The following is a 17045-nucleotide window of genomic DNA, read 5'->3' as shown; positions in this document are numbered from 1 at the left end:
CCCGACCGGTCGAGCCCACCTGGGAGGCGGTCTCCCGGGCCCTGGCGGACCGGGCGCGCCCGGCCGGGTGACCGGGCGGCGCCGCCCGGGGCCACGGGCGGCGGTACCCGAGCGCGTCACCCCCGCCCACGGGCCGGAGGTGGTTGACTGGCGGTCATGCCGCTCGACTCCTACGGCGTGCTGTCAGGGACGCTGCACAGCCACTTCCGCGACCAGCCCGACACCCAGGGGCACTGGTTCCACGTCAACCTGGAGGTCGACGCACCCGCCGGGCGCTACCGCTGCGCCGTAGACGTGGACAGCAAGGAGTCGGCCACCGGCGTCCAGTGGAAGACCTTCACCCTGTCCGCCTCGCAGCTCGACCCGCTGCCCGCCCTGGCCGCCGGCTACCACGACCTGTCGATGTCGTCCGGCTCGGGCGCCGTCGACTACCTGCGCCACCCGGCCTTCGTGGACCGCCCCGGCTGCCTCTTCGTGCGCCGCCCGCCCGCCTGGATCCAGAACCTCCTGGACCGGCTGAACCCGCCCCGCCCGTGGATCTCCGGCTCGAACCTCGACGCCGCGGGGGCCCTGGAGCCGATCCTCGTTCCCGGCCGTCCGATCCTGATCCTCGGCCAGCCCTTCGACCACGGCGGCCTGGGCATGCACAACATCCACCAGAATCAGGGCGATCCGTACGGCAGCCAGTGGTGGCCCGACAACGGCACCTGGCAGGACGGTGCCACCTTCACCCGCCGTGCCGACGGCCTCTACGACGTCTTCCTCAACAAGTTCACCAGCCAGGCGGACCACACCGGCCCGGACGGCCATCCCCGCTCGGAGTCGGCAGATTCCTGAACGCCAAGACGATTGAGGGAACGGTAGACCTTGTCCCCGAGAAACGGTTCCTGGATGGAAGAACCCTGAACAAGACCGTCGGTCCCATCGCGGACCCGACGTCATCGCAGTTCACGGGAGCGGTACGGGACTCGCTGCTGTGCTCGTCGTGGCCCCCCTCATCCGGCACAGAGGGGCCCAGCGTCCTCAACCCGGCCGACCTTTTCGGTCTCACAGCACTGGAGACCCGGTAGGCAGTTGTCCACGTCAGCACGCACACTTGACGCTCCGTGCGGAGTGATCACACACGGGGGAGCGCCCGGCCGGCTGTGAGGGTCCGCCGGGCGGGGCTCCCCAGGGAACGGAGAGGGAGATGGCGGTAAGCCAGGTAGCGCACAGCGCGGTGTTCGGCATGCTGGCGGACGGTGAGCCACCGGCCCCGGGGGAGAACCCCGGTGGGGAAGGGCTGGTGGGGCTGATCGTCGCCGTCCTGGAGGGCGTGGGCTGGACCGCTGGCATGGGAGTGCTGGGAGTGCTGGCCGTCCTCGCCGGGGGCGCTTGGATGTGGGGCCGGGAGTCGAAGGCCACCGGCGAGGACAGGCGCCGGGTCCGATAGGGCGGAGTCGTCCTCGCCAGGCCGAGATCCTGCCGGCGGCGGACGTCGCCGGCTCGGTCAACTCCAGGCTCTACACCATGCACCGTCGGGCGGAGCCGCTGCCCCTGCCCTTTCCACACCCCGACTCATACGTGAACGCGAACGCCGAACTGGAGGCACGCGAACCCCGCCCGGAGGGCTCGGCCAACGGGGAGGCCCGCGCGGATGCCTGGCAGACCTGGGACAGGGAACGATGGTCGCGCCACTTGTGACCTGATCATCCCGCTGTCCCTCGATCACATGGGCAGCGCCCGCCCAGTCACGTTCAGCGGATCAAGATGGCCGCGAGATGGAGCCCTGCCTGGTAGCCGGTAGCCGTCGGCCGTCAGTTGGCGGCGTAGACGCGGACCGCGAACTCCGCGATGTCCGCGTCGGAGAGGTTCTTCGCGAGATTCGCCTCGGTGATCATGCCGACCAGCCGGTGGCCCCCGGCCGTGTCGATCACGGGCAGCCGCTTGATCTGGTGGACCTCCATGGTGTCCAGGGCCTCCTGGGCGGTGGTGTCGCCGTCCACCCAGTGCAGGACTCCGGCCAGATCGCCGGCCCGGACCCCGGCCGGCTCCCGGCCCTCGGCGCAGCACTTCACCACGATGTCGCGGTCGGTGATCATTCCCTGGAGGCGCCCGTCGTTCCCGCAGATGGGCAGGGCGCCGACGTTCAGGTCGCGCATCATGCGCGACGCGTCCAGCAGGGACTGGTCCTCCCGTACGCACTGCACGTCCCCGGTCATGATGTCCCGGGCCCGCAGGTTCCTCGTCATGGTTCCTCCTCTGGGTCGGTGACTGCGTGCCTTCCTCCTCCTCGGTCCCTCCTCTACGAGCACAGCACGGATGGGGCGCCGGGGCGCGCCGGGGCGGGATGAGGAGCCCCCGCTCCGGATTGTTGACTGTTCGTTCCAGAACATTCTATGATCTTGGGCATGGCCAGGACCAAGGAATTCGATCCGGACGCCGCGCTGCAGTCGGCCCTCGACCTGTTCTGGCGGCGCGGCTACGAGGCGACGTCGGTGAGTGACCTCGTCGAGCACCTCGGCATCGGCCGCGCGAGCATCTACGCGACCTTCGGCAGCAAGCACGACCTCTACCTGAAGGCCCTGGACCGCTACGCCGAGTCCCGTGACCTGATGCTCCTCGCGGAGCTGTCGCGCCCGGGGCCCGCGCTGCCCGCGGTCAGGGCGGTGGTGCGCCGCTTCGCCGCCGAGGCCGGCGCGCCGCAGGAGCGGCTGAACGGCTGCTTCGTCACCAACACCGCCGCCGAGCTGGCCTCGCACGACGCGGCCGCGGCCCGCCGGGTCGAGGCCGGCTGGGACCGTCTGGAGACCCTGCTCCACTCCGCCCTCGTGCGGGCCCAGGGGCAGGGTGAGCTGGCCCCGGACCGCGACCCCCGCGCACTGTCCCGCATGCTGCTGGTGCTGCTGCAGGGCGTACGGATCGTGGGCAAGGCCTGCGGCGACCCCGCCAGGGTCCGGGACGCCGCCGAGCAGGCCCTGACCCTGCTGGAGTGAAGACCCCGCTGGACTGAAGACCCCGCGGAAGGGGAGCCTTCGGGCTCCCCTTCCGCGGGACCGAATTCTGAACCGATCAGTCAAATAAGGGCCTGGTGCCCCTCCCCTGAAGGAGTCATCGACATGCAGCACCGCTTCACCGGCAAGACCGTCCTGGTGACCGGCGCGGGCTCCGGCCTGGGCCGGGCGATCGCCCTCGCCTTCGCCGCCGAGGGCGCGTCCGTGGTCGCCGCGGGCCGCACCGCGGCCCCGCTGGAGGAGACGGTCGCCCTCATCGGGGCGGCCGGCGGCGCCGCGGCAGCGGTCACCGCCGACGTCACCGACTCCGACAGCCTGCGCGACCTCGTCCACGCGAGCGTCACCCGATTCGGCGGCCTGGACGTCGCCGTCAACAACGCGGGAATACTGCGCGGCACGGGCCCCGTCGCCGACGTGGACGAGGAGGACTGGGACGCGGTGCTGCGCACCAACGTCACCGGCGTCTGGCTCGCGATGAAGCACGAGATCGCGCACATGAGGGCGAACGGCGGCGGCGCCATCGTCAACATCTCCTCCAACCTCGGCGCCCACCGCCGCATCCCCGGCGCCGCCGCGTACATCACCTCGAAGGCCGCAGTCTCCGCCCTCACCCGCGCCGCCGCCCTGGACCACGTCCAGGAGGGCGTCCGCATCAACGCCGTCAGCCCTGGGGCCTCCGCCGCGCCCATGTCGCTGCTGCCGGGCGAGACGGAGGCGGAGCGCACCGAGCGGATGAAGACGCAGACCCCCCTCGGGCGGGCCGCGGAGGCCGAGGAGGTGGCCGCCGCCGTCCTCTACCTCGCCTCGCCCGCCGCGGGCGCGGTCGTCGGCGCCGACCTCGTCGTGGACAGCGGCTCCTCGGCCTGAGGCCCGGCCCGGGTGTACCGGCCGGGCCGGGCACGTGCCGGGCCGGTACCCGTGGGCCGCGCGCCGGATCAGCCCCGGGCCGCCGCGGGGACCGGGAGCGGATTCCCCTCGCAGGAGGCGTCCGCGGCGGGCATCCGGCCGTCGGCCAGGAAGCCCTCCACGTACCCGTCGACGCAGGCGTTCCCCGCCTGGTACACGCCGTGGTCGCCGCCGTGCACGGTGATCAGGCGGGAGCCCGCCAGCCGCTGGTGGGCCCGTACCGCGCCCTCGTAGTAGGTCGCCGGGTCGTGCGTGGAGCCCAGCATCAGGACGGGCGGGAGCTCCCGGCCGTTCCCCGCCGGCTCGGGCGCCCGCGAGCGCGGCCACTGGGCACAGACCGCCGCGTAGGACAGTTCCCGGGCCCCGATCATGGGGTGGGTGCGCGAGTCGGCCTCGCTGCGCGCCACCCAGCGGCCGAGGTCACGGGTCCACGGGGTGTCCTGGCAGACGACCGAGAAGAAGTCCGCGGCGAACGCCGCGCCCAGCGGATGCCTGAGCTTGGCGGCGAGGGCCTGCCGGGCGGCGGGCGGCGCGGCGTCGGGGTCGCGGAGCAGGCCGAGCACGGCCGCGAGGTCGGGGAAGCGGCTGCCGCTGTAGATGATCGACGTCGCCGCCGCGTCGAGGCGGTCGGGGGTGACCGGCGTCCCCTCCAGGTCCAGCGGACGGTCGCGCAGCGAGGCGCGCAGCCGCTCGTAGCCGTCCTTGGCCTCCTGCGCGGTCCGCCCCAGGTGGTACACGTCGTCGTGGAGGGCCAGCCACGGCAGGAAGTCCTCCTCGAAGCGCCGCTGGAAGCTCAGCGGCTGCCCCGTCATGAACTCCTCCCAGCCGCCGACGGCGTCGATGGCGCTGTCCAGGACCATCCGGTCGACCCGGCGCGGGAACGTCCGCGCGTACTGGGCGCCGAGGAAGGTGGCGTACGACGGGCCGTAGAAGGAGATGCGCTCGGTGCCCAGCAGCGAGCGGTACAGGTCCATGTCACGCACGGCCTGATCGGTGGTGATGAAGGGCAGCAGGCCGCCCGAGTTGGCGCGGCAGTCCCGGACGAACTTCCGCGCCCGCTCCAGCGTGCCGTCCACCGCCTCCGGCGACCGGTCGCGCAGGTCGCCGCCGCCGAACATCGCGTCGACGGTGTCCTGGTCCGAGCAGACCACGTTGGTGCTGGCCCCGACCCCGCGCTGGTCGAAGCCGACGATGTCGTACGCGGCCGCCAGCTTCGGGGCGTACGAGGCCAGCCCCTCGGGCCGCCCCAGCCCCGAGGCGCCGGGACCGCCCGCGGCCATCATCAGCACACCGCGCCGGGCGGCCGGATCGGCGGCCCGGTGACGGGACACCGCGACCGTGAGGTCCGCGCCCGCGCCGGGGTGGTACCAGTCGCGCGGCACGGTCATGGAGGCGCATTCGAGCGAACCGGACGGGCAGGGCCGCCAGTCGAGCCGCTGGTGGGCATACCGCCCGGGGACGGCGGGCGCGCCGCCCGGCGCGGCGGCGGCGGTCGGGGCGGGCAGTGCGGCGAGGGCGAGCAGCCCGCACGCGGCGGTTGCGGCCCAGCGCACGGGCTTGCGGAAGAGGTGCACGGTCGGGTTCCCCCCGGTGGAGTGGATCGGTGACTCCACCCTCTTCGAACGGGGGTCCCGCGGCGATCCCCCTGGCATCCGACCCGGGGGTGGTGCTGGTGCCACCCCCGGGCACGTGCCGGTCAGGAGGAGGGGCGGCGGCGCAGGTGTGCGGTGAGGTGGTGCTGCAGGGGCCGTCCCACGGCCGCCATGTCGTGGACGACCGTCATCCGGTCGCCGTCGAGCGTGTAGTGACGGCGGGTGGCGGTGACCTCCTTGGCCAGGGGGGTCAGTGCCACCTCCCCGGTCTCGATCTCCACCTCGTTCCCGGAGACCCGGCCGACGTAGGTCTCGACGATGCCGGTCGGGTGTGCGAGCACCACCTCCAGGGTGGCGTCGGGGGTCACCCGCCACCACCCTGCCTCCCGCCCCGCCGGCCGCACCGGCGCTCCGGACCCGTCGATCAGCCAGGCGCGCGCCTCGTAGCGCAGGAAGGGGCGGCCGTCGTGGCTGAAGGTGAGTTCCTGCTCGTACCGGAAGTCCTGCTCCAGCGTCGGGTACTCGCCCTCCCCGCGCCCGTGCCAGCGCCCGATCAGCGGCAGCACCGGCCGCAGCAGCGGGTGCGGCTCGGGGCCCTCGCCGAGGACGTGGGTGTCGGGGTACGGATTGTCCTGGACCGACTCGAACATGTTCACCTTGCCTGTCTGTGGATTCCCCCGCGGCGCGCAGCCTAGCCGGACGCGGCCGCCGTTCCGGGAGCCGTCCGGGTGGCGGACCCGCGGTGCCGCCGGGCGAGCAGCAGCAGGGCCACCGGGACGATGCCGAGCGGGAATCCGGACGGTTCGAGGACCGCCGTGCAGAGCAGGACCCGGGCCGCCGGCGTCCACGCCAGGTACCCGGGGGGTTCCTGACCGGTGCGCGCCATCCGCGAGACGAGCAGCCCGAGGAGGATCAGCGGCACGGCGAAGCTGCCGGGCAGGGACCAGAACCCGCCGACCGAAGCGGCGTTGGCGGGGTCGTCGATCGCGGCCCTGCCGTGCAGGGCCCCGCCGGCCCAGCCGCCCCAGTGGGACCGGGTCTTGAGCGAGAAGTACACGAGGTGCGCGGCGCCGATGGCGACGGTGCTGCGCCCCGCCCAGACGGTCAGGGAGCCCACGCGCTGGTCCACGCGGCGCTCCTCGGCACCGCCTTCGCCTGGGTGTTCCTCCTGGGCCGGGCGCCCTCCCCGTCCCTGGCCCCCGCCCTCGCCGTCGTGGCCGCCGCGGCCGTGACGCCAGGGGAGGGGGCTACGGGTCAGGCCACGAACTCCTCGTCGCCGTAACGGACTTCCGCACGGTTCCAGTCGACCCCGAGGGCGGCCGTGAACCTGCGGGCCAGCGGCAGGTCGGCCACCGGGGCGATGAGGACCAACCGCCCGTCCAGGGTGACCGAGCCGCCGCCGAGCCGCTCACGGGCCTCGGGGTCGGCGAGCAGCGCCTCGCGCAGCCGGGCGGGGCTGACCCCGAAGGCCCGGACCTCCACCGCGTCGGTCTCCGGCGCCGTGCGCGGCAGGCAGCGGAACGTCAGCACCGACTCCTGGTCGTACTGCTTGCGGATGACGTCGGCGATGTGGTGCAGACCCTCCCGCCCCACGCCCTCGACGTCGAACTCCCGCGACCGCTCGTACGTGGCCTGCTTCTGCTCGCCGGACCAGAACACCCCGTCCAGGAGGGTCGAACCGGCCGTCCGCGCGCCGTGCGCCAGGACGATGCCGCGCACCTCGCGGTCGAAGCGGGTCAGACGCGTCCGCAGCCGGGGGTCGGCGGGATCCGTGATGACCGCCGTGTTGTTCGTGGCGAAGACCTCGGCCGTCGGACAGTCGGCGGCCCCGGACACCGGAGTGGCCCGGGCGGTCCCCGCACTCGCCGGACCCAGTGCCAGGACGCCGATCGCCACCAGCACCCGTAACCGCTTCATCTCTCTGCTCCCCACCTGTGGACGCGTGAACGCGGCACTGGGGGCCGCGGCGCGCCCCATCCTAGGAGCGGCGCGGCGGCGCGGGTGGCGGTGGCGCCCCGAACGGCCGATGGCGGACGGTGGCGTTCGGCGCCGCGCCCGTCAGCCCGCGAGGCCCTCGATCACCTCGGCGCCGGGCAGCCGGGCGAAGAGCCCGCCCGGCGCGATCAGCTTGCCGCGCCGACTGCCGCTCCCCACCAGGCAGTACGGCATGTCCACCACGGCGGGGTCCACCAGCAGCGGCCAGCCGGCCGGGAGACCCAGCGGGGTGATGCCCCCGTACTCCATCCCGGTCAGCTCCACAGCCGTGTCCATCGGCGCGAAGGACACCTTCCGGGCCCCCAGGTGCCGCCGGACCACGCCGTTGACGTCGGCCCGGGCCGCCGAGGGCACCAGGCACGCCGCGAGCGAGGTCCCGCCCCCGCGCCGCGCGGCCACCACCACGCAGTTCGCCGACCGGTCCAGCAGGTCGCGCCCGTAGTGCTCCACGAAGGCGGCGGTGTCGGCGACCGCCGGATCCGTGTCGACGTAGACGATCCGCTCGACGGGCAGTTCTCCCGCGAGGGCGCGGAGCGCCGCCGCCACGGGCGGGACGAGTTCGGCGAGGCAGTCGGGGGCGGGCCGGGCGAGGTCGAAGGAACCGATGGGAGCGCGCATGCCCGCACCGTAACAGCGCCCGCACGCAGGCAACGCCGACGGCGCCCGCGCCCTCACACCGCGACGGCCTCGATCACCGAGGGCAGCGCGGGCGTCGGCAGGATCCGGTGCAGCCGGAACCCGGACCGCCCCAGCAGCGACTCGAACTCGGCGGCGGTGCGCTCGCGCCCCCGGACCACCATCAGCATGACGATGTCCAGCTCCACCGCCGGATGGGGAACGCCGCTCCCGGGCAGCACCGCGTCCACCACCAGCAGCCGGGCCCCGGGTGCCGCCGCGCGGCGGACGGAGCCGAGGATGCGCAGAACGTCCTCGTCGGCCCAGTCGTGCAGGACGTGCTTGAGGACGTAGAAGTCACCGCCGGACGGCACGGCCGTGAAGAAGTCCCCGCCCTCGACCCGCCACCGTCCCGCGATCCCGGGGTGGTCCAGCAGGTGTTCGGCCACCGTGGCGGGCCGGTCGAAGAGGACGCCCTCCAGCGAGGGTCCCCGGTCGAGCACGGCCCGCAGCAGCCCGCCCCGCCCGCCGCCGACGTCGATCACGCGGGAGCCCTCGGGGAACGCGTAGCTCCCCGCAACCGGTTCGTCGGCGGGGCCGGAGAGCGAGGCCATCCCGGCGTCGAAGACGGCCCGGTCGGCGGGGGACTTGAGGAGGTGCTCGAAGAAGGGGAGGCCGTGGGCCAGTTCGAAGGAGGACGCCCCGGTGCGCAGCGTCCCGGGGAGCTCGGCCGCGGAGCGCCCGAACATCGGATCGGTGATCATGAGCACCCCGGCGTGCTGCGAGTCCGGCACGTCGGTGCGCAGCGGGCGCCCGCTCTCCTCCAGCCGGAAGGCCCCCCGCTCGTCCTCGCGGAACAGCCCGCGGACCGCGAGCAGGCGCAGGAGCCGCCGCAGGGCCGCGGCGTCGGTGCCGGTCCGGGCGGCGAGTTCCTCGGCCGTGCGGGGGCCGTCGGCGAGGTGGTCGGGGATCCGGTGGACGGCCACGGCCCGCAGGGCCGCGGCGTGAACGTGCCCGAACATCACGTCGTGCAGTACGGACGGTGCGTAGGGGTCGAAGAGGTCGCCGGGACGGGCCACGGTCGCGCTCCTGTCGTGTCGGGGACTGCCGCACGGCCATGGTCGCCCCGCCGCACCGCGGGGCGGGCCGCTTTCGCCGCAGCCGTCCGCCGTCAAGTCGACTTCAGGGCAGGACGCGCCGGGACGCCTCAGGACGTCTCAGGACGCGAGGGCGCCGTCCACGGCCGGGGCGGCGGTCGCCGCGGACCCGAGGTCGCGCAGGCGTACGAGGCGCTCGCGGCTCTCCTCGTCCAGCGGGACGTACGTCACCAGCCGCGGCCCGGCCGCCGGACCCAGCCACAGGTTGGTGTGCTCCAGGTGGAGCAGCCCCACCCGGGCGTTGAGGATGTACTTCGCCTTCCCGCCCGGCCCGACCACCTCGTGCCGCGCCCAGATCTCCCGGAACTCGGCCGAGGCCGCCTCCAGTCTGGCCAGCAGCGCCTTCCACGTCGGCTCGGCCAGGTGTTCCGCCATCGAAGCCCGGAACTTGGCCGCCATCGTCCGGTTCGACTCGGGCAGGTCGACGACGGCCGCCCGCCAGTCCGGGTTCGTGAAGGCGAGCCACATGCAGTTGCGCTCCTCGGGCTCCAGCCTGTCCAGATCGCACAACAGCCGCCCGTACGTGGTGTTGTACGCGAGGATGTCGTACCGGCTGTTCTGGACGCAGGCCGGGATCGGATCCAGCTGGTCGAGCATCGCGCGCAGGGCCGGGGTCACACTGGTGCAGGGCGTGTGCGACGCCGGATCGGTGCTGTCGGCCAGCGCGAACAGGTGCGCGCGCTCGCTGGCGTCCAGCAGCAGGGCGCGCGCCAGGGCGTCCAGCACCTGCGGCGACACCTGGATCGCACGGGCCTGCTCCAGCCAGGTGTACCAGGTGACGCCCACCGCCGAGAGCTGGGCCACCTCCTCGCGGCGCAGCCCCGGCGTGCGCCGCCGGCGGCCGCGCACCAGCCCGACCTGCTCGGGCGTGATCCGCTCGCGGCGGCTGCGCAGGAAATCGGCCAGCTCGTGCCGGCGTACGTCGCTCTCGGGGGCCACAGTGCTCATGGCTCCAGGGTGCCGCAGCCGGCATCCGGGTGCCAGGTAGTGCCGGTACCAGGATAAGGAGACTCTGGTACCAGACTGGGCGCTGGAGGATCGTCCCGGGTGTGAGCGAAACGACCGTACGTACGAACCATCCGTCCCCCTCCCGCCCCACGGACTCCCGCCCCACGGACCGGGCCGCCGGAACGGGCGCGGCACTGACCCCGCTGGGCCTGTTCACCGTACTGGTGGGTGCGGCCCTGCCCCTGATCGACTTCTTCATCGTCAACGTGGCGCTGCCGGCCATCGACAGCGACCTGGACGCCGGCCCCGCGATGCTGGAACTGATCGTCGGCGGCTACGGCGTCGCCTACGCCGTCCTGCTCGTGCTCGGTGGCCGGCTCGGCGACACCGCCGGACGGCGCCGGCTCTTCCTCATCGGCATGGCCGCCTTCGGCATCACCTCGCTGGCCTGCGGCCTGGCCCCCACGGCCTGGACCCTGGTCGGCGCCCGGGTGGCCCAGGGAGCGGCCGCGGCACTGATGCTGCCGCAGGTGCTCGCCACCATCCAGGCCACCACCCAGGGGCCGCGCCGGGCCCGCGCGATGAGCCTCTACGGGGCCACCGCCGGGCTGTCCATGGTCGCCGGGCAGATCCTCGGCGGGGTGCTGGTCGCCGCCGACGTGGCCGGGTCCGGCTGGCGTTCGGTGTTCCTGGTGAACGTGCCGGTCGTGGTCCTCGGTCTGGTGCTCGCGGTGCGGGCCGTCCCCGAGACCCGCTCGGACCGCCCGGCCTCGGTCGACGTACCGGGCACGCTGCTGCTCGCCCTGTCGCTGGTGTCCCTGCTGCTGCCGCTGACCGAGGGCAGGGCGACCGGCTGGCCGCTGTGGACCTGGCTCTCGCTGGCCGTGTTCCCGTTCGCGGCCGCGGCCTTCTACCTCACGGAGCGGCGCGCGGACCGCTCGGGGCGTACCCCGCTCGTGCCGCCGAGCCTGCTGCGGCTGGAGTCGCTGCGGAGCGGCCTGGTGCTGATGGTTCCCCTCTCGCTGGGCTTCAGCGGGTTCATGTTCGTCGTGGCCGTCGCCCTGCAGCAGGGCCTGCGGATGGGGCCGGTGGCCGCCGGGCTCGCGCTGGTGCCGATGGCCGTGGCCTTCTTCGCCGCGTCCCTGGCCGGCCCGCGGCTGGTCGGCCGCTTCGGCAGCCGGGTCGTCACCGCGGGCGGGCTGTTCCAGGGCCTGGGCATCGGCCTGTTCCTGCTGACCGTCCGCTCCGACTGGCCGGACCTCGGGCTCGCCGGCCTCGCTCCCGCGGTCGCCGTGGCGGGCCTCGGCCAGGGCCTGCAACTGCCCGTCCTGATGCGGATGATGCTGTCGGACGTCCCGGCCGACCGCGCCGGAGTGGGCGGCGGGGTCATGATCACGGCCCAGCAGTCGGCGCTCGCCCTCGGCGTGGCGACCCTGGGCAGCCTCTTCCTCGCCCTGGTCCCCGGGGCGGGCATGCGGTCGGCCCTGACCGTGACCCTGCTCGTCCAGCTGGGCATGATCGCGCTCACCGTGCTCCTCAGCCTCCGCCTGCCGCGCGTGCTGCGCTGAGCGCGCCCCGCCGTCCGTCCCACCGGGTGCAGTTGCGAGGGCGTCGCACCTGGTCACGGGGCGTACGACGGCCGTAGCCGCAATCGGCTCCGTGTGCCACGGTGAACCCATGGAGGCCAACGAGAGCAGCCACACCCACACCCCGGCACACACTCACGGCGACCACCACGGCCCCGGCCACGGCGACCACCACGGCCCGGGCCACGACGGCGGCCACGCACACGGCGACGGCCCCGGCGACCACCACGGCCCTGGCGACCACCACGGCCCCGGCCACGCACACGGCCCCGGCCACGCACACGGCGACGGCCCCGGCCACCACCACGGCCCCGGCCACCACCACGGCGCCGGCCACGGCCGCGCCGGCGGCCTCCGCCACCGGCTGGCCCACCTGCTCACCCCGCACGGCCACGAGGCCGCGGACAAGGTCGACGCGGCGATGGAGACCTCCCGCGAGGGGATGCGCACCCTGTGGACCTCCCTCACCGTCCTCGGCGCCACCACCGCCGTCCAGGCCGTGATCGTGGTCCTGTCCGGGTCGGTGGCCCTCCTCGGCGACACCGTGCACAACGCCGCCGACGCCCTGACCGCCGTCCCCCTGGGCATCGCCTTCGTCCTCGGCCGCCGGGCGGCCAACCGCCGTTACACCTACGGTTACGGCCGGGCCGAGGACCTGGCGGGCGTGCTGATCGTCCTCACCATCGCCACCTCCGCCGCCTTCGCGGCCTGGGCGGCCGTCGACCGGCTGCTGCACCCCCGCGACGTCAGCCACCTCTGGGCCGTCGCCGCGGCGGCGCTGGCCGGGTTCGCCGGCAACGAATGGGTGGCCCGCCACCGCATCCGCACCGGCCGCAGGATCGGCTCCGCCGCACTGGTCGCCGACGGGCTGCACGCCCGCACCGACGGTTTCACCTCGCTGGCCGTCCTCCTCGGCGCGGGTGGCTCCGCCCTCGGCCGGCGCGGCGCCGACCCGGTCGTCGGTCTCCTGATCACCCTCGCGATCCTGCTGGTCCTGGCCGACTCCGCCCGCCAGGTCGGCCGTCGGCTGATGGACGCCGTGGACCCCGCCCTCGTCGACTCCGCCGAGCGCGCGCTGCGCCGCGTCGAAGGGGTTCTGGACGTGGGCCAGTTGCGCATGCGGTGGATCGGGCACGCCCTGCGGGCCGAGGCCGACATCGTGGTCGGCCCCGACCTGACCGTCGTCCAGGCCCACCACCTGGCGGTCGCCGCCGAGCACGCCCTGATCCACGCGGTCCCGAGGCTGACGGCGGCGACGGTCCACACGGACCACGTCCACCCCGGCGGCCACGACCCCCACGCCGCCCTCGCCCACCACCCCGGCCACGACTGAGACCCGGCGGTGTTACCGTCGCGCCCATGTCCAAGACCGAAATAGACGCGCTGACCGCCGAGTTCTTCGCCGCCTTCGACAACCGGGACGGCGGGGGCGCCGACGTGGCCCGGCTCCGCCGGCTGGTGCTGCCCGGCGGTGTGATCGTGAAGACCGGACCGGAGTTCACGGCGTACACCCTGGAGGAGTTCATCGAGCCCCGCGAGCGGCTGCTGAAGGACGGCCGGCTGGTCGGGTTCAGCGAGTGGGAGGTCTCGGAGCGGACGGAGATCGAGGGTGACATCGCGTCACGCTTCGGCGAGTACCGCAAGTCCGGGACCCTGGACGGCGAGCCCTTCGAGGGCGGCGGCACCAAGACCATCCAGTTCGTCCGCACCCCGCAGGGCTGGCGGATCGCCGCCTTCTCCTGGTACGACCGGCCCTGACCCGGCCGCCCCCGTCCCCTCAGCGGACGGGTGCGACCGCCTCCGCGCGCCGGACGAGCCCGGTGATCAGCGAGGCGATCTCCGGCCACAGCGCGCGCGGCAGGTCGTGGCCCATCCCCTCGAAGGTCACGAACTCGGCGCCGGGGACGGCGTCGGCGGTGGCCCGCCCGCCGCTGACGTCGCACATCGGGTCGTCGGCGCCGTGGATGACCAGGGTGGGCACCGTCAGCGCGCGCAGCCGCTCCGTACGGTCCCCGGCCGCGATCGAGGCCACCGCCTGGCGGGCGACGCCGAGGGGGTCGTGGGACCGGTCGTAGGAGCGGGCCGCGCGGTCGCGGACCGCGGCCTCGTCGAACGGGAAACCGGGCGACCCGAGGACCCGTACGGTCCGCACCATCCGCTCGACGACCTCCTCGCGCGCCGTGGCGACCGGCGCCGCCAGCGCCCCCAGCGCCTCGGGCTTCGGCCGCCCGACGGAGAGGTCGCCCGTCGTGGACATCAACGAGGTGAGCGACCGCACCCGGCCCGGATGTTCGAGCGCCATCGTCTGGGCGATCGCACCGCCCATGGACAGGCCGACGACGTGCGCACCGTCGACGTCCAGTGCGTCGAGCAGGCCGACGCTGTCGGCCGCCATGTCGGACAGGGTGTACGAGGCCGAGGACAGGTCTCCGGCGAGCGCCGCGCGGACGTCCGGGACGGGTGCGTGCGGGAAGTGCGAGGACAGCCCGACGTCGCGGTTGTCGAACCGGATCACCTGCACCCCGCGCGAGGCGAGCTCGGCGCAGAACCCCTCGGGCCAGCCCAGCATCTGCAGGGCGATGCCCATCACCAGCAGCACCGCCGGATCGTGCGGATCACCGAAACGCTCGTACGCGATCTCGATCTTCGAGGGGCCCACGCCGAACGCCTTCTGTTCCGTCATGGGCCCACCATAGAACGGCGCGTGGCCGCCCCGGCCGAAGACGGATCCCGACGTTTCCCGGCGCGGTGCGCGCGCCCGTCCGGGCCGGCCGGATCCGCGCGGTCCGCGGGAATTGCGCGAGACTGCTCGATTCCGTGCCGTTCCGAGCATCTCTTGACACGTACGCGACGCTACGCTGCACTGGGCACCCGTCTTCCGCGGCCCCACCCGGCTGGAGGCAGCCATGCGCCTGCTCGGACTCCTGGTCGCCACCGCGTGCGCGGTGTCCGTACTGACAGCCCCCGCCGCCACGGCCCACGGGGCCTCCGCGGACGCGCGTCCCGCCGCCGCCCGCGCGGTCGCCGCGGCGGCCCCGCAGACCGTTCCCGCGCTGCGGCAGTGGACCCCGTCCGCCACCGGCGGCTACGCCTTCACCGCCGCCGCCCGGATCGTCGTCGACCCCGCCGCGGCCGGCCTGCTCTCCGGCGAGGCCGCCACCTTCGCCGAGGACCTCACGGCGCTGACCGGACACGAGGTCCCCGTGGTCACCGGCACCCCGGCCGCCGGGGACATCGGGATCGGCCCGGTCGACACCGCCCTGCCGCCGGAGGGCTACCGGATGACCGTCGGACCGGCCCTCACCCTGCGGGCCGCCACCGCCACCGGAGCCTTCAACGCGACCCGCACCGTCCTGCAACTGCTCCACCAGTCCACCACCGTGCCCGCCGGCACCGCCGTCGACTGGCCGGACAAGGCCGAGCGCGGGCTCATGGTCGACCAGGGGCGCAAGTTCTTCACCGTCGAATGGCTGCGGCGGCACATCAGGGAACTGGCCTACCTCAAACTCAACTACTTCCACTTCCACCTGTCGGACACCTACGGCTTCCGCCTGGAGAGCTCCACCCACCCGGAGATCGTCTCCACCGACCACTACTCCAAGCAGGACATCGCCGACCTCGTCGCCCTGGGCCGCAAGTACCACGTCACGATCGTCCCGGAGATCGACACCCCGGGCCACATGAACGCAGTCCTCGCAGCCCATCCCGAACTCAGGCTCAAGAGCGCCTCCGGAGTCTTCAGCCCCGACTTCATCGACCTCTCGCTGCCCGCCTCGTACGCTCTGGTCAAGGACCTCGTCACCGAGTACCTGCCGCTGTTCCCGGCCCCCTACTGGCACATCGGCGCGGACGAGTACGTCACCGACTACGCCAAGTACCCCCAGCTCCTCGCCTACGCCCGCGCCCACTACGGCGCGGGCGCCACCGCCAAGGACACCTACTACGGGTTCGTCAACTGGGCGGACGACCTGGTCCGGGCGGCCGGCAAGACCACCAGGATGTGGAACGACGGCATCAAGTCCGGCGACGGCACCCTCACCCCGCACCCCGGCATCCTCGTCGAGTACTGGTACACCTACGGCCTCACCCCGCAGCAGCTCGCCGCCGCCGGGCACACCGTCGCCAACGCGTCCTGGACGCCCACCTACTACGTCCTCGGCGGAGCCAAACCCGACACCAAGTGGATGTACGAGACCTGGACCGCCGACCGCTTCGAGGGCGGCGCCACCCTCGCCGACCCCGCCGGGAACCCCGGATCGCTGCTCCACGTCTGGTGCGACAACCCCACCGCCGAGACCGAGGAGCAGATCGCGGCGGGGATCATGTACCCGCTGCGCGCCCTGGCCCAGCAGACCTGGGGCTCCCCGAAGCCGGTGCCCACGTACGCCGCCTTCACCCCGATCGTGGCGGCCGTCGGCCACAACCCGGCCTGGCCCGGGATCGCGCAGCCCGGCAACCTCGCCCTGGGCCGCCCGACCACGGCCTCCAGCACCGAGACCCCGGACTTTCCCGCGGCCGCTGCCACCGACGGCGACCCCGGCACCCGCTGGTCCAGCGCCTACGCCGACCCGCAGTGGCTCCAGGTGGACCTCGGCGCCGCCCGCGACGTCGGCCGCGTCGTCCTGCGCTGGGAGGCGGCGTACGCGAGGTCCTTCCAGATCCAGCTCTCCGACGACGCCGCCACCTGGCGCACCATCCACTCCACCACCACCGGCACCGGGGGAGTCCAGGACCTCACCGGCCTGACCGGAACCGGCCGCTACATCCGCGTCCTCGGCACCCGGCGGGGCACCGGATACGGCTACTCCCTCCACGAGTTCGAGGTCTACGAGGCCCCGTCGACGGCCCCCCGCACCCTCACGGCCGCCGGAAAGGCCTTGGACGACCCGGCGGGCTCCACCGCCCCCGGCACCCGGCTGATCACCTGGACCCCCCACGGCGGCCCCAACCAGCAGTGGCGGCTCACCCCCGCCGCCGACGGCACCCACACCCTGGTCAACGCGGCCTCCGGGCTGTGCGCCGACACCGAGGGCGGCTCGGCCGCGGCCGGCGCGGCCGTCGTCCAGGCGGTCTGCACCGGCGGGGACGGCCAGCGCTGGCGGATCGCGGGACTGCCGGACGGCGGCTCCTCGGTGACGAACGCGAAGAGCGGGCTCCTGCTGACCACGGCCTCCGCCACGGACGGAGCCGCCGTCACCCAGCAGGCCACCGCCGGGTCGGCGTTCCAGAGCTGGCGGATCGTCTGAGCCCGGT

Annotated in this window: 17 protein-coding genes; 8 read left to right on the top strand and 9 right to left on the bottom strand. The window is 74.0% G+C overall.

All coding sequences use genetic code 11. From position 1 onward, the window contains the following. The first annotated feature begins 156 nt into the window (after nt 1–156). Together SLAV_RS03660 and SLAV_RS03655 are read left to right on the top strand one after the other, a co-directional pair. The gene (locus SLAV_RS03660) at nt 157–837 is read left to right on the top strand and encodes a DUF2278 family protein (RefSeq protein WP_030229010.1); all 681 of its coding nucleotides are present in this window, start codon (nt 157–159) and stop codon (nt 835–837) included. Between the two features lie 352 nt (nt 838–1189). After that, entirely contained in the window at nt 1190–1432 is a 243-nt protein-coding gene (locus SLAV_RS03655) for a hypothetical protein (protein ID WP_030229012.1), read from the top strand. A gap of 364 nt (nt 1433–1796) precedes the next feature. Here SLAV_RS03655 and SLAV_RS03650 read toward each other — a convergent pair whose 3' ends face one another. Beyond that, on the bottom strand, nt 1797–2231 hold the full coding sequence (locus SLAV_RS03650; RefSeq protein WP_030229014.1) for a CBS domain-containing protein: 435 nt from the start codon (nt 2229–2231) through the stop codon (nt 1797–1799). Between the two features lie 159 nt (nt 2232–2390). On the opposite strand from SLAV_RS03650, the gene SLAV_RS03645 reads away from it, so the two are divergent. Further along, nucleotides 2391–2975 (top strand): TetR/AcrR family transcriptional regulator, encoded by a 585-nt coding sequence (locus SLAV_RS03645; protein WP_030229017.1) that lies wholly within the window; start codon nt 2391–2393, stop codon nt 2973–2975. 123 nt (nt 2976–3098) lie between these two features. Further along, the gene (locus SLAV_RS03640) at nt 3099–3860 is read left to right on the top strand and encodes an SDR family NAD(P)-dependent oxidoreductase (RefSeq protein WP_030229019.1); all 762 of its coding nucleotides are present in this window, start codon (nt 3099–3101) and stop codon (nt 3858–3860) included. A 68-nt stretch (nt 3861–3928) separates the two neighbouring features. Here the strand turns inward: SLAV_RS03640 and SLAV_RS03635 are convergent, their stop codons facing one another. The 7 genes from SLAV_RS03635 to SLAV_RS03605 form a co-directional block, all read right to left on the bottom strand. Further along, the gene (locus SLAV_RS03635) at nt 3929–5473 is read right to left on the bottom strand and encodes an alpha/beta hydrolase (protein WP_234333534.1); all 1545 of its coding nucleotides are present in this window, start codon (nt 5471–5473) and stop codon (nt 3929–3931) included. A gap of 122 nt (nt 5474–5595) precedes the next feature. Continuing rightward, complete coding sequence (locus tag SLAV_RS03630) at nt 5596–6141, bottom strand: heme-binding beta-barrel domain-containing protein (RefSeq protein WP_030229023.1); 546 nt, start codon at nt 6139–6141, stop codon at nt 5596–5598. A gap of 41 nt (nt 6142–6182) precedes the next feature. Continuing rightward, nucleotides 6183–6620 (bottom strand): DUF6463 family protein, encoded by a 438-nt coding sequence (locus SLAV_RS03625; protein WP_051840698.1) that lies wholly within the window; start codon nt 6618–6620, stop codon nt 6183–6185. A gap of 125 nt (nt 6621–6745) precedes the next feature. After that, nucleotides 6746–7408, bottom strand: a complete 663-nt coding sequence (locus tag SLAV_RS03620) for a hypothetical protein (protein ID WP_030229028.1) — start codon at nt 7406–7408, stop codon at nt 6746–6748. Between the two features lie 141 nt (nt 7409–7549). Further along, nucleotides 7550–8104: a YbaK/EbsC family protein gene (locus tag SLAV_RS03615; protein WP_030229031.1), complete on the bottom strand. Its 555-nt coding sequence runs from the start codon at nt 8102–8104 to the stop codon at nt 7550–7552. Between the two features lie 53 nt (nt 8105–8157). Beyond that, complete coding sequence (locus SLAV_RS03610) at nt 8158–9180, bottom strand: methyltransferase (protein ID WP_030229032.1); 1023 nt, start codon at nt 9178–9180, stop codon at nt 8158–8160. A 138-nt stretch (nt 9181–9318) separates the two neighbouring features. Continuing rightward, complete coding sequence (locus SLAV_RS03605; RefSeq protein WP_030229034.1) at nt 9319–10206, bottom strand: MmyB family transcriptional regulator; 888 nt, start codon at nt 10204–10206, stop codon at nt 9319–9321. Between the two features lie 101 nt (nt 10207–10307). Here SLAV_RS03605 and SLAV_RS03600 point away from each other — a divergent pair, with 101 nt between their 5' ends. The 3 genes from SLAV_RS03600 to SLAV_RS03590 all read left to right on the top strand — a co-directional run bounded on the left by SLAV_RS03600 (nt 10308) and on the right by SLAV_RS03590 (nt 13550). After that, nucleotides 10308–11774, top strand: a complete 1467-nt coding sequence (locus SLAV_RS03600) for an MFS transporter (RefSeq protein WP_078950258.1) — start codon at nt 10308–10310, stop codon at nt 11772–11774. Between the two features lie 109 nt (nt 11775–11883). Then, nucleotides 11884–13125 carry a cation diffusion facilitator family transporter gene (locus SLAV_RS03595; protein WP_030229038.1) on the top strand — a complete coding sequence of 414 codons (1242 nt, stop codon included), beginning with the start codon at nt 11884–11886 and terminating at the stop codon, nt 13123–13125. A gap of 26 nt (nt 13126–13151) precedes the next feature. Beyond that, nucleotides 13152–13550: a Cif family virulence factor gene (locus tag SLAV_RS03590; protein ID WP_030229041.1), complete on the top strand. Its 399-nt coding sequence runs from the start codon at nt 13152–13154 to the stop codon at nt 13548–13550. Between the two features lie 19 nt (nt 13551–13569). Here SLAV_RS03590 and SLAV_RS03585 read toward each other — a convergent pair whose 3' ends face one another. Next, nucleotides 13570–14475, bottom strand: a complete 906-nt coding sequence (locus SLAV_RS03585) for an alpha/beta hydrolase (RefSeq protein ID WP_030229043.1) — start codon at nt 14473–14475, stop codon at nt 13570–13572. A gap of 223 nt (nt 14476–14698) precedes the next feature. Between SLAV_RS03585 and SLAV_RS03580 the strand changes: the two genes are divergently transcribed. Next, complete coding sequence (locus tag SLAV_RS03580) at nt 14699–17038, top strand: family 20 glycosylhydrolase (protein WP_051840700.1); 2340 nt, start codon at nt 14699–14701, stop codon at nt 17036–17038. The last annotated feature ends 7 nt before the right edge of the window (nt 17039–17045 follow it).

Origin of the sequence: Streptomyces lavendulae subsp. lavendulae, assembly GCF_002803845.1 — a bacterium.
Taxonomy (GTDB): Bacteria; Actinomycetota; Actinomycetes; order Streptomycetales; family Streptomycetaceae; genus Streptomyces; species Streptomyces lavendulae.
Note: the sequence above shows the minus strand (reverse complement) of the source record. Positions and strands in the feature narration are given on the sequence as shown.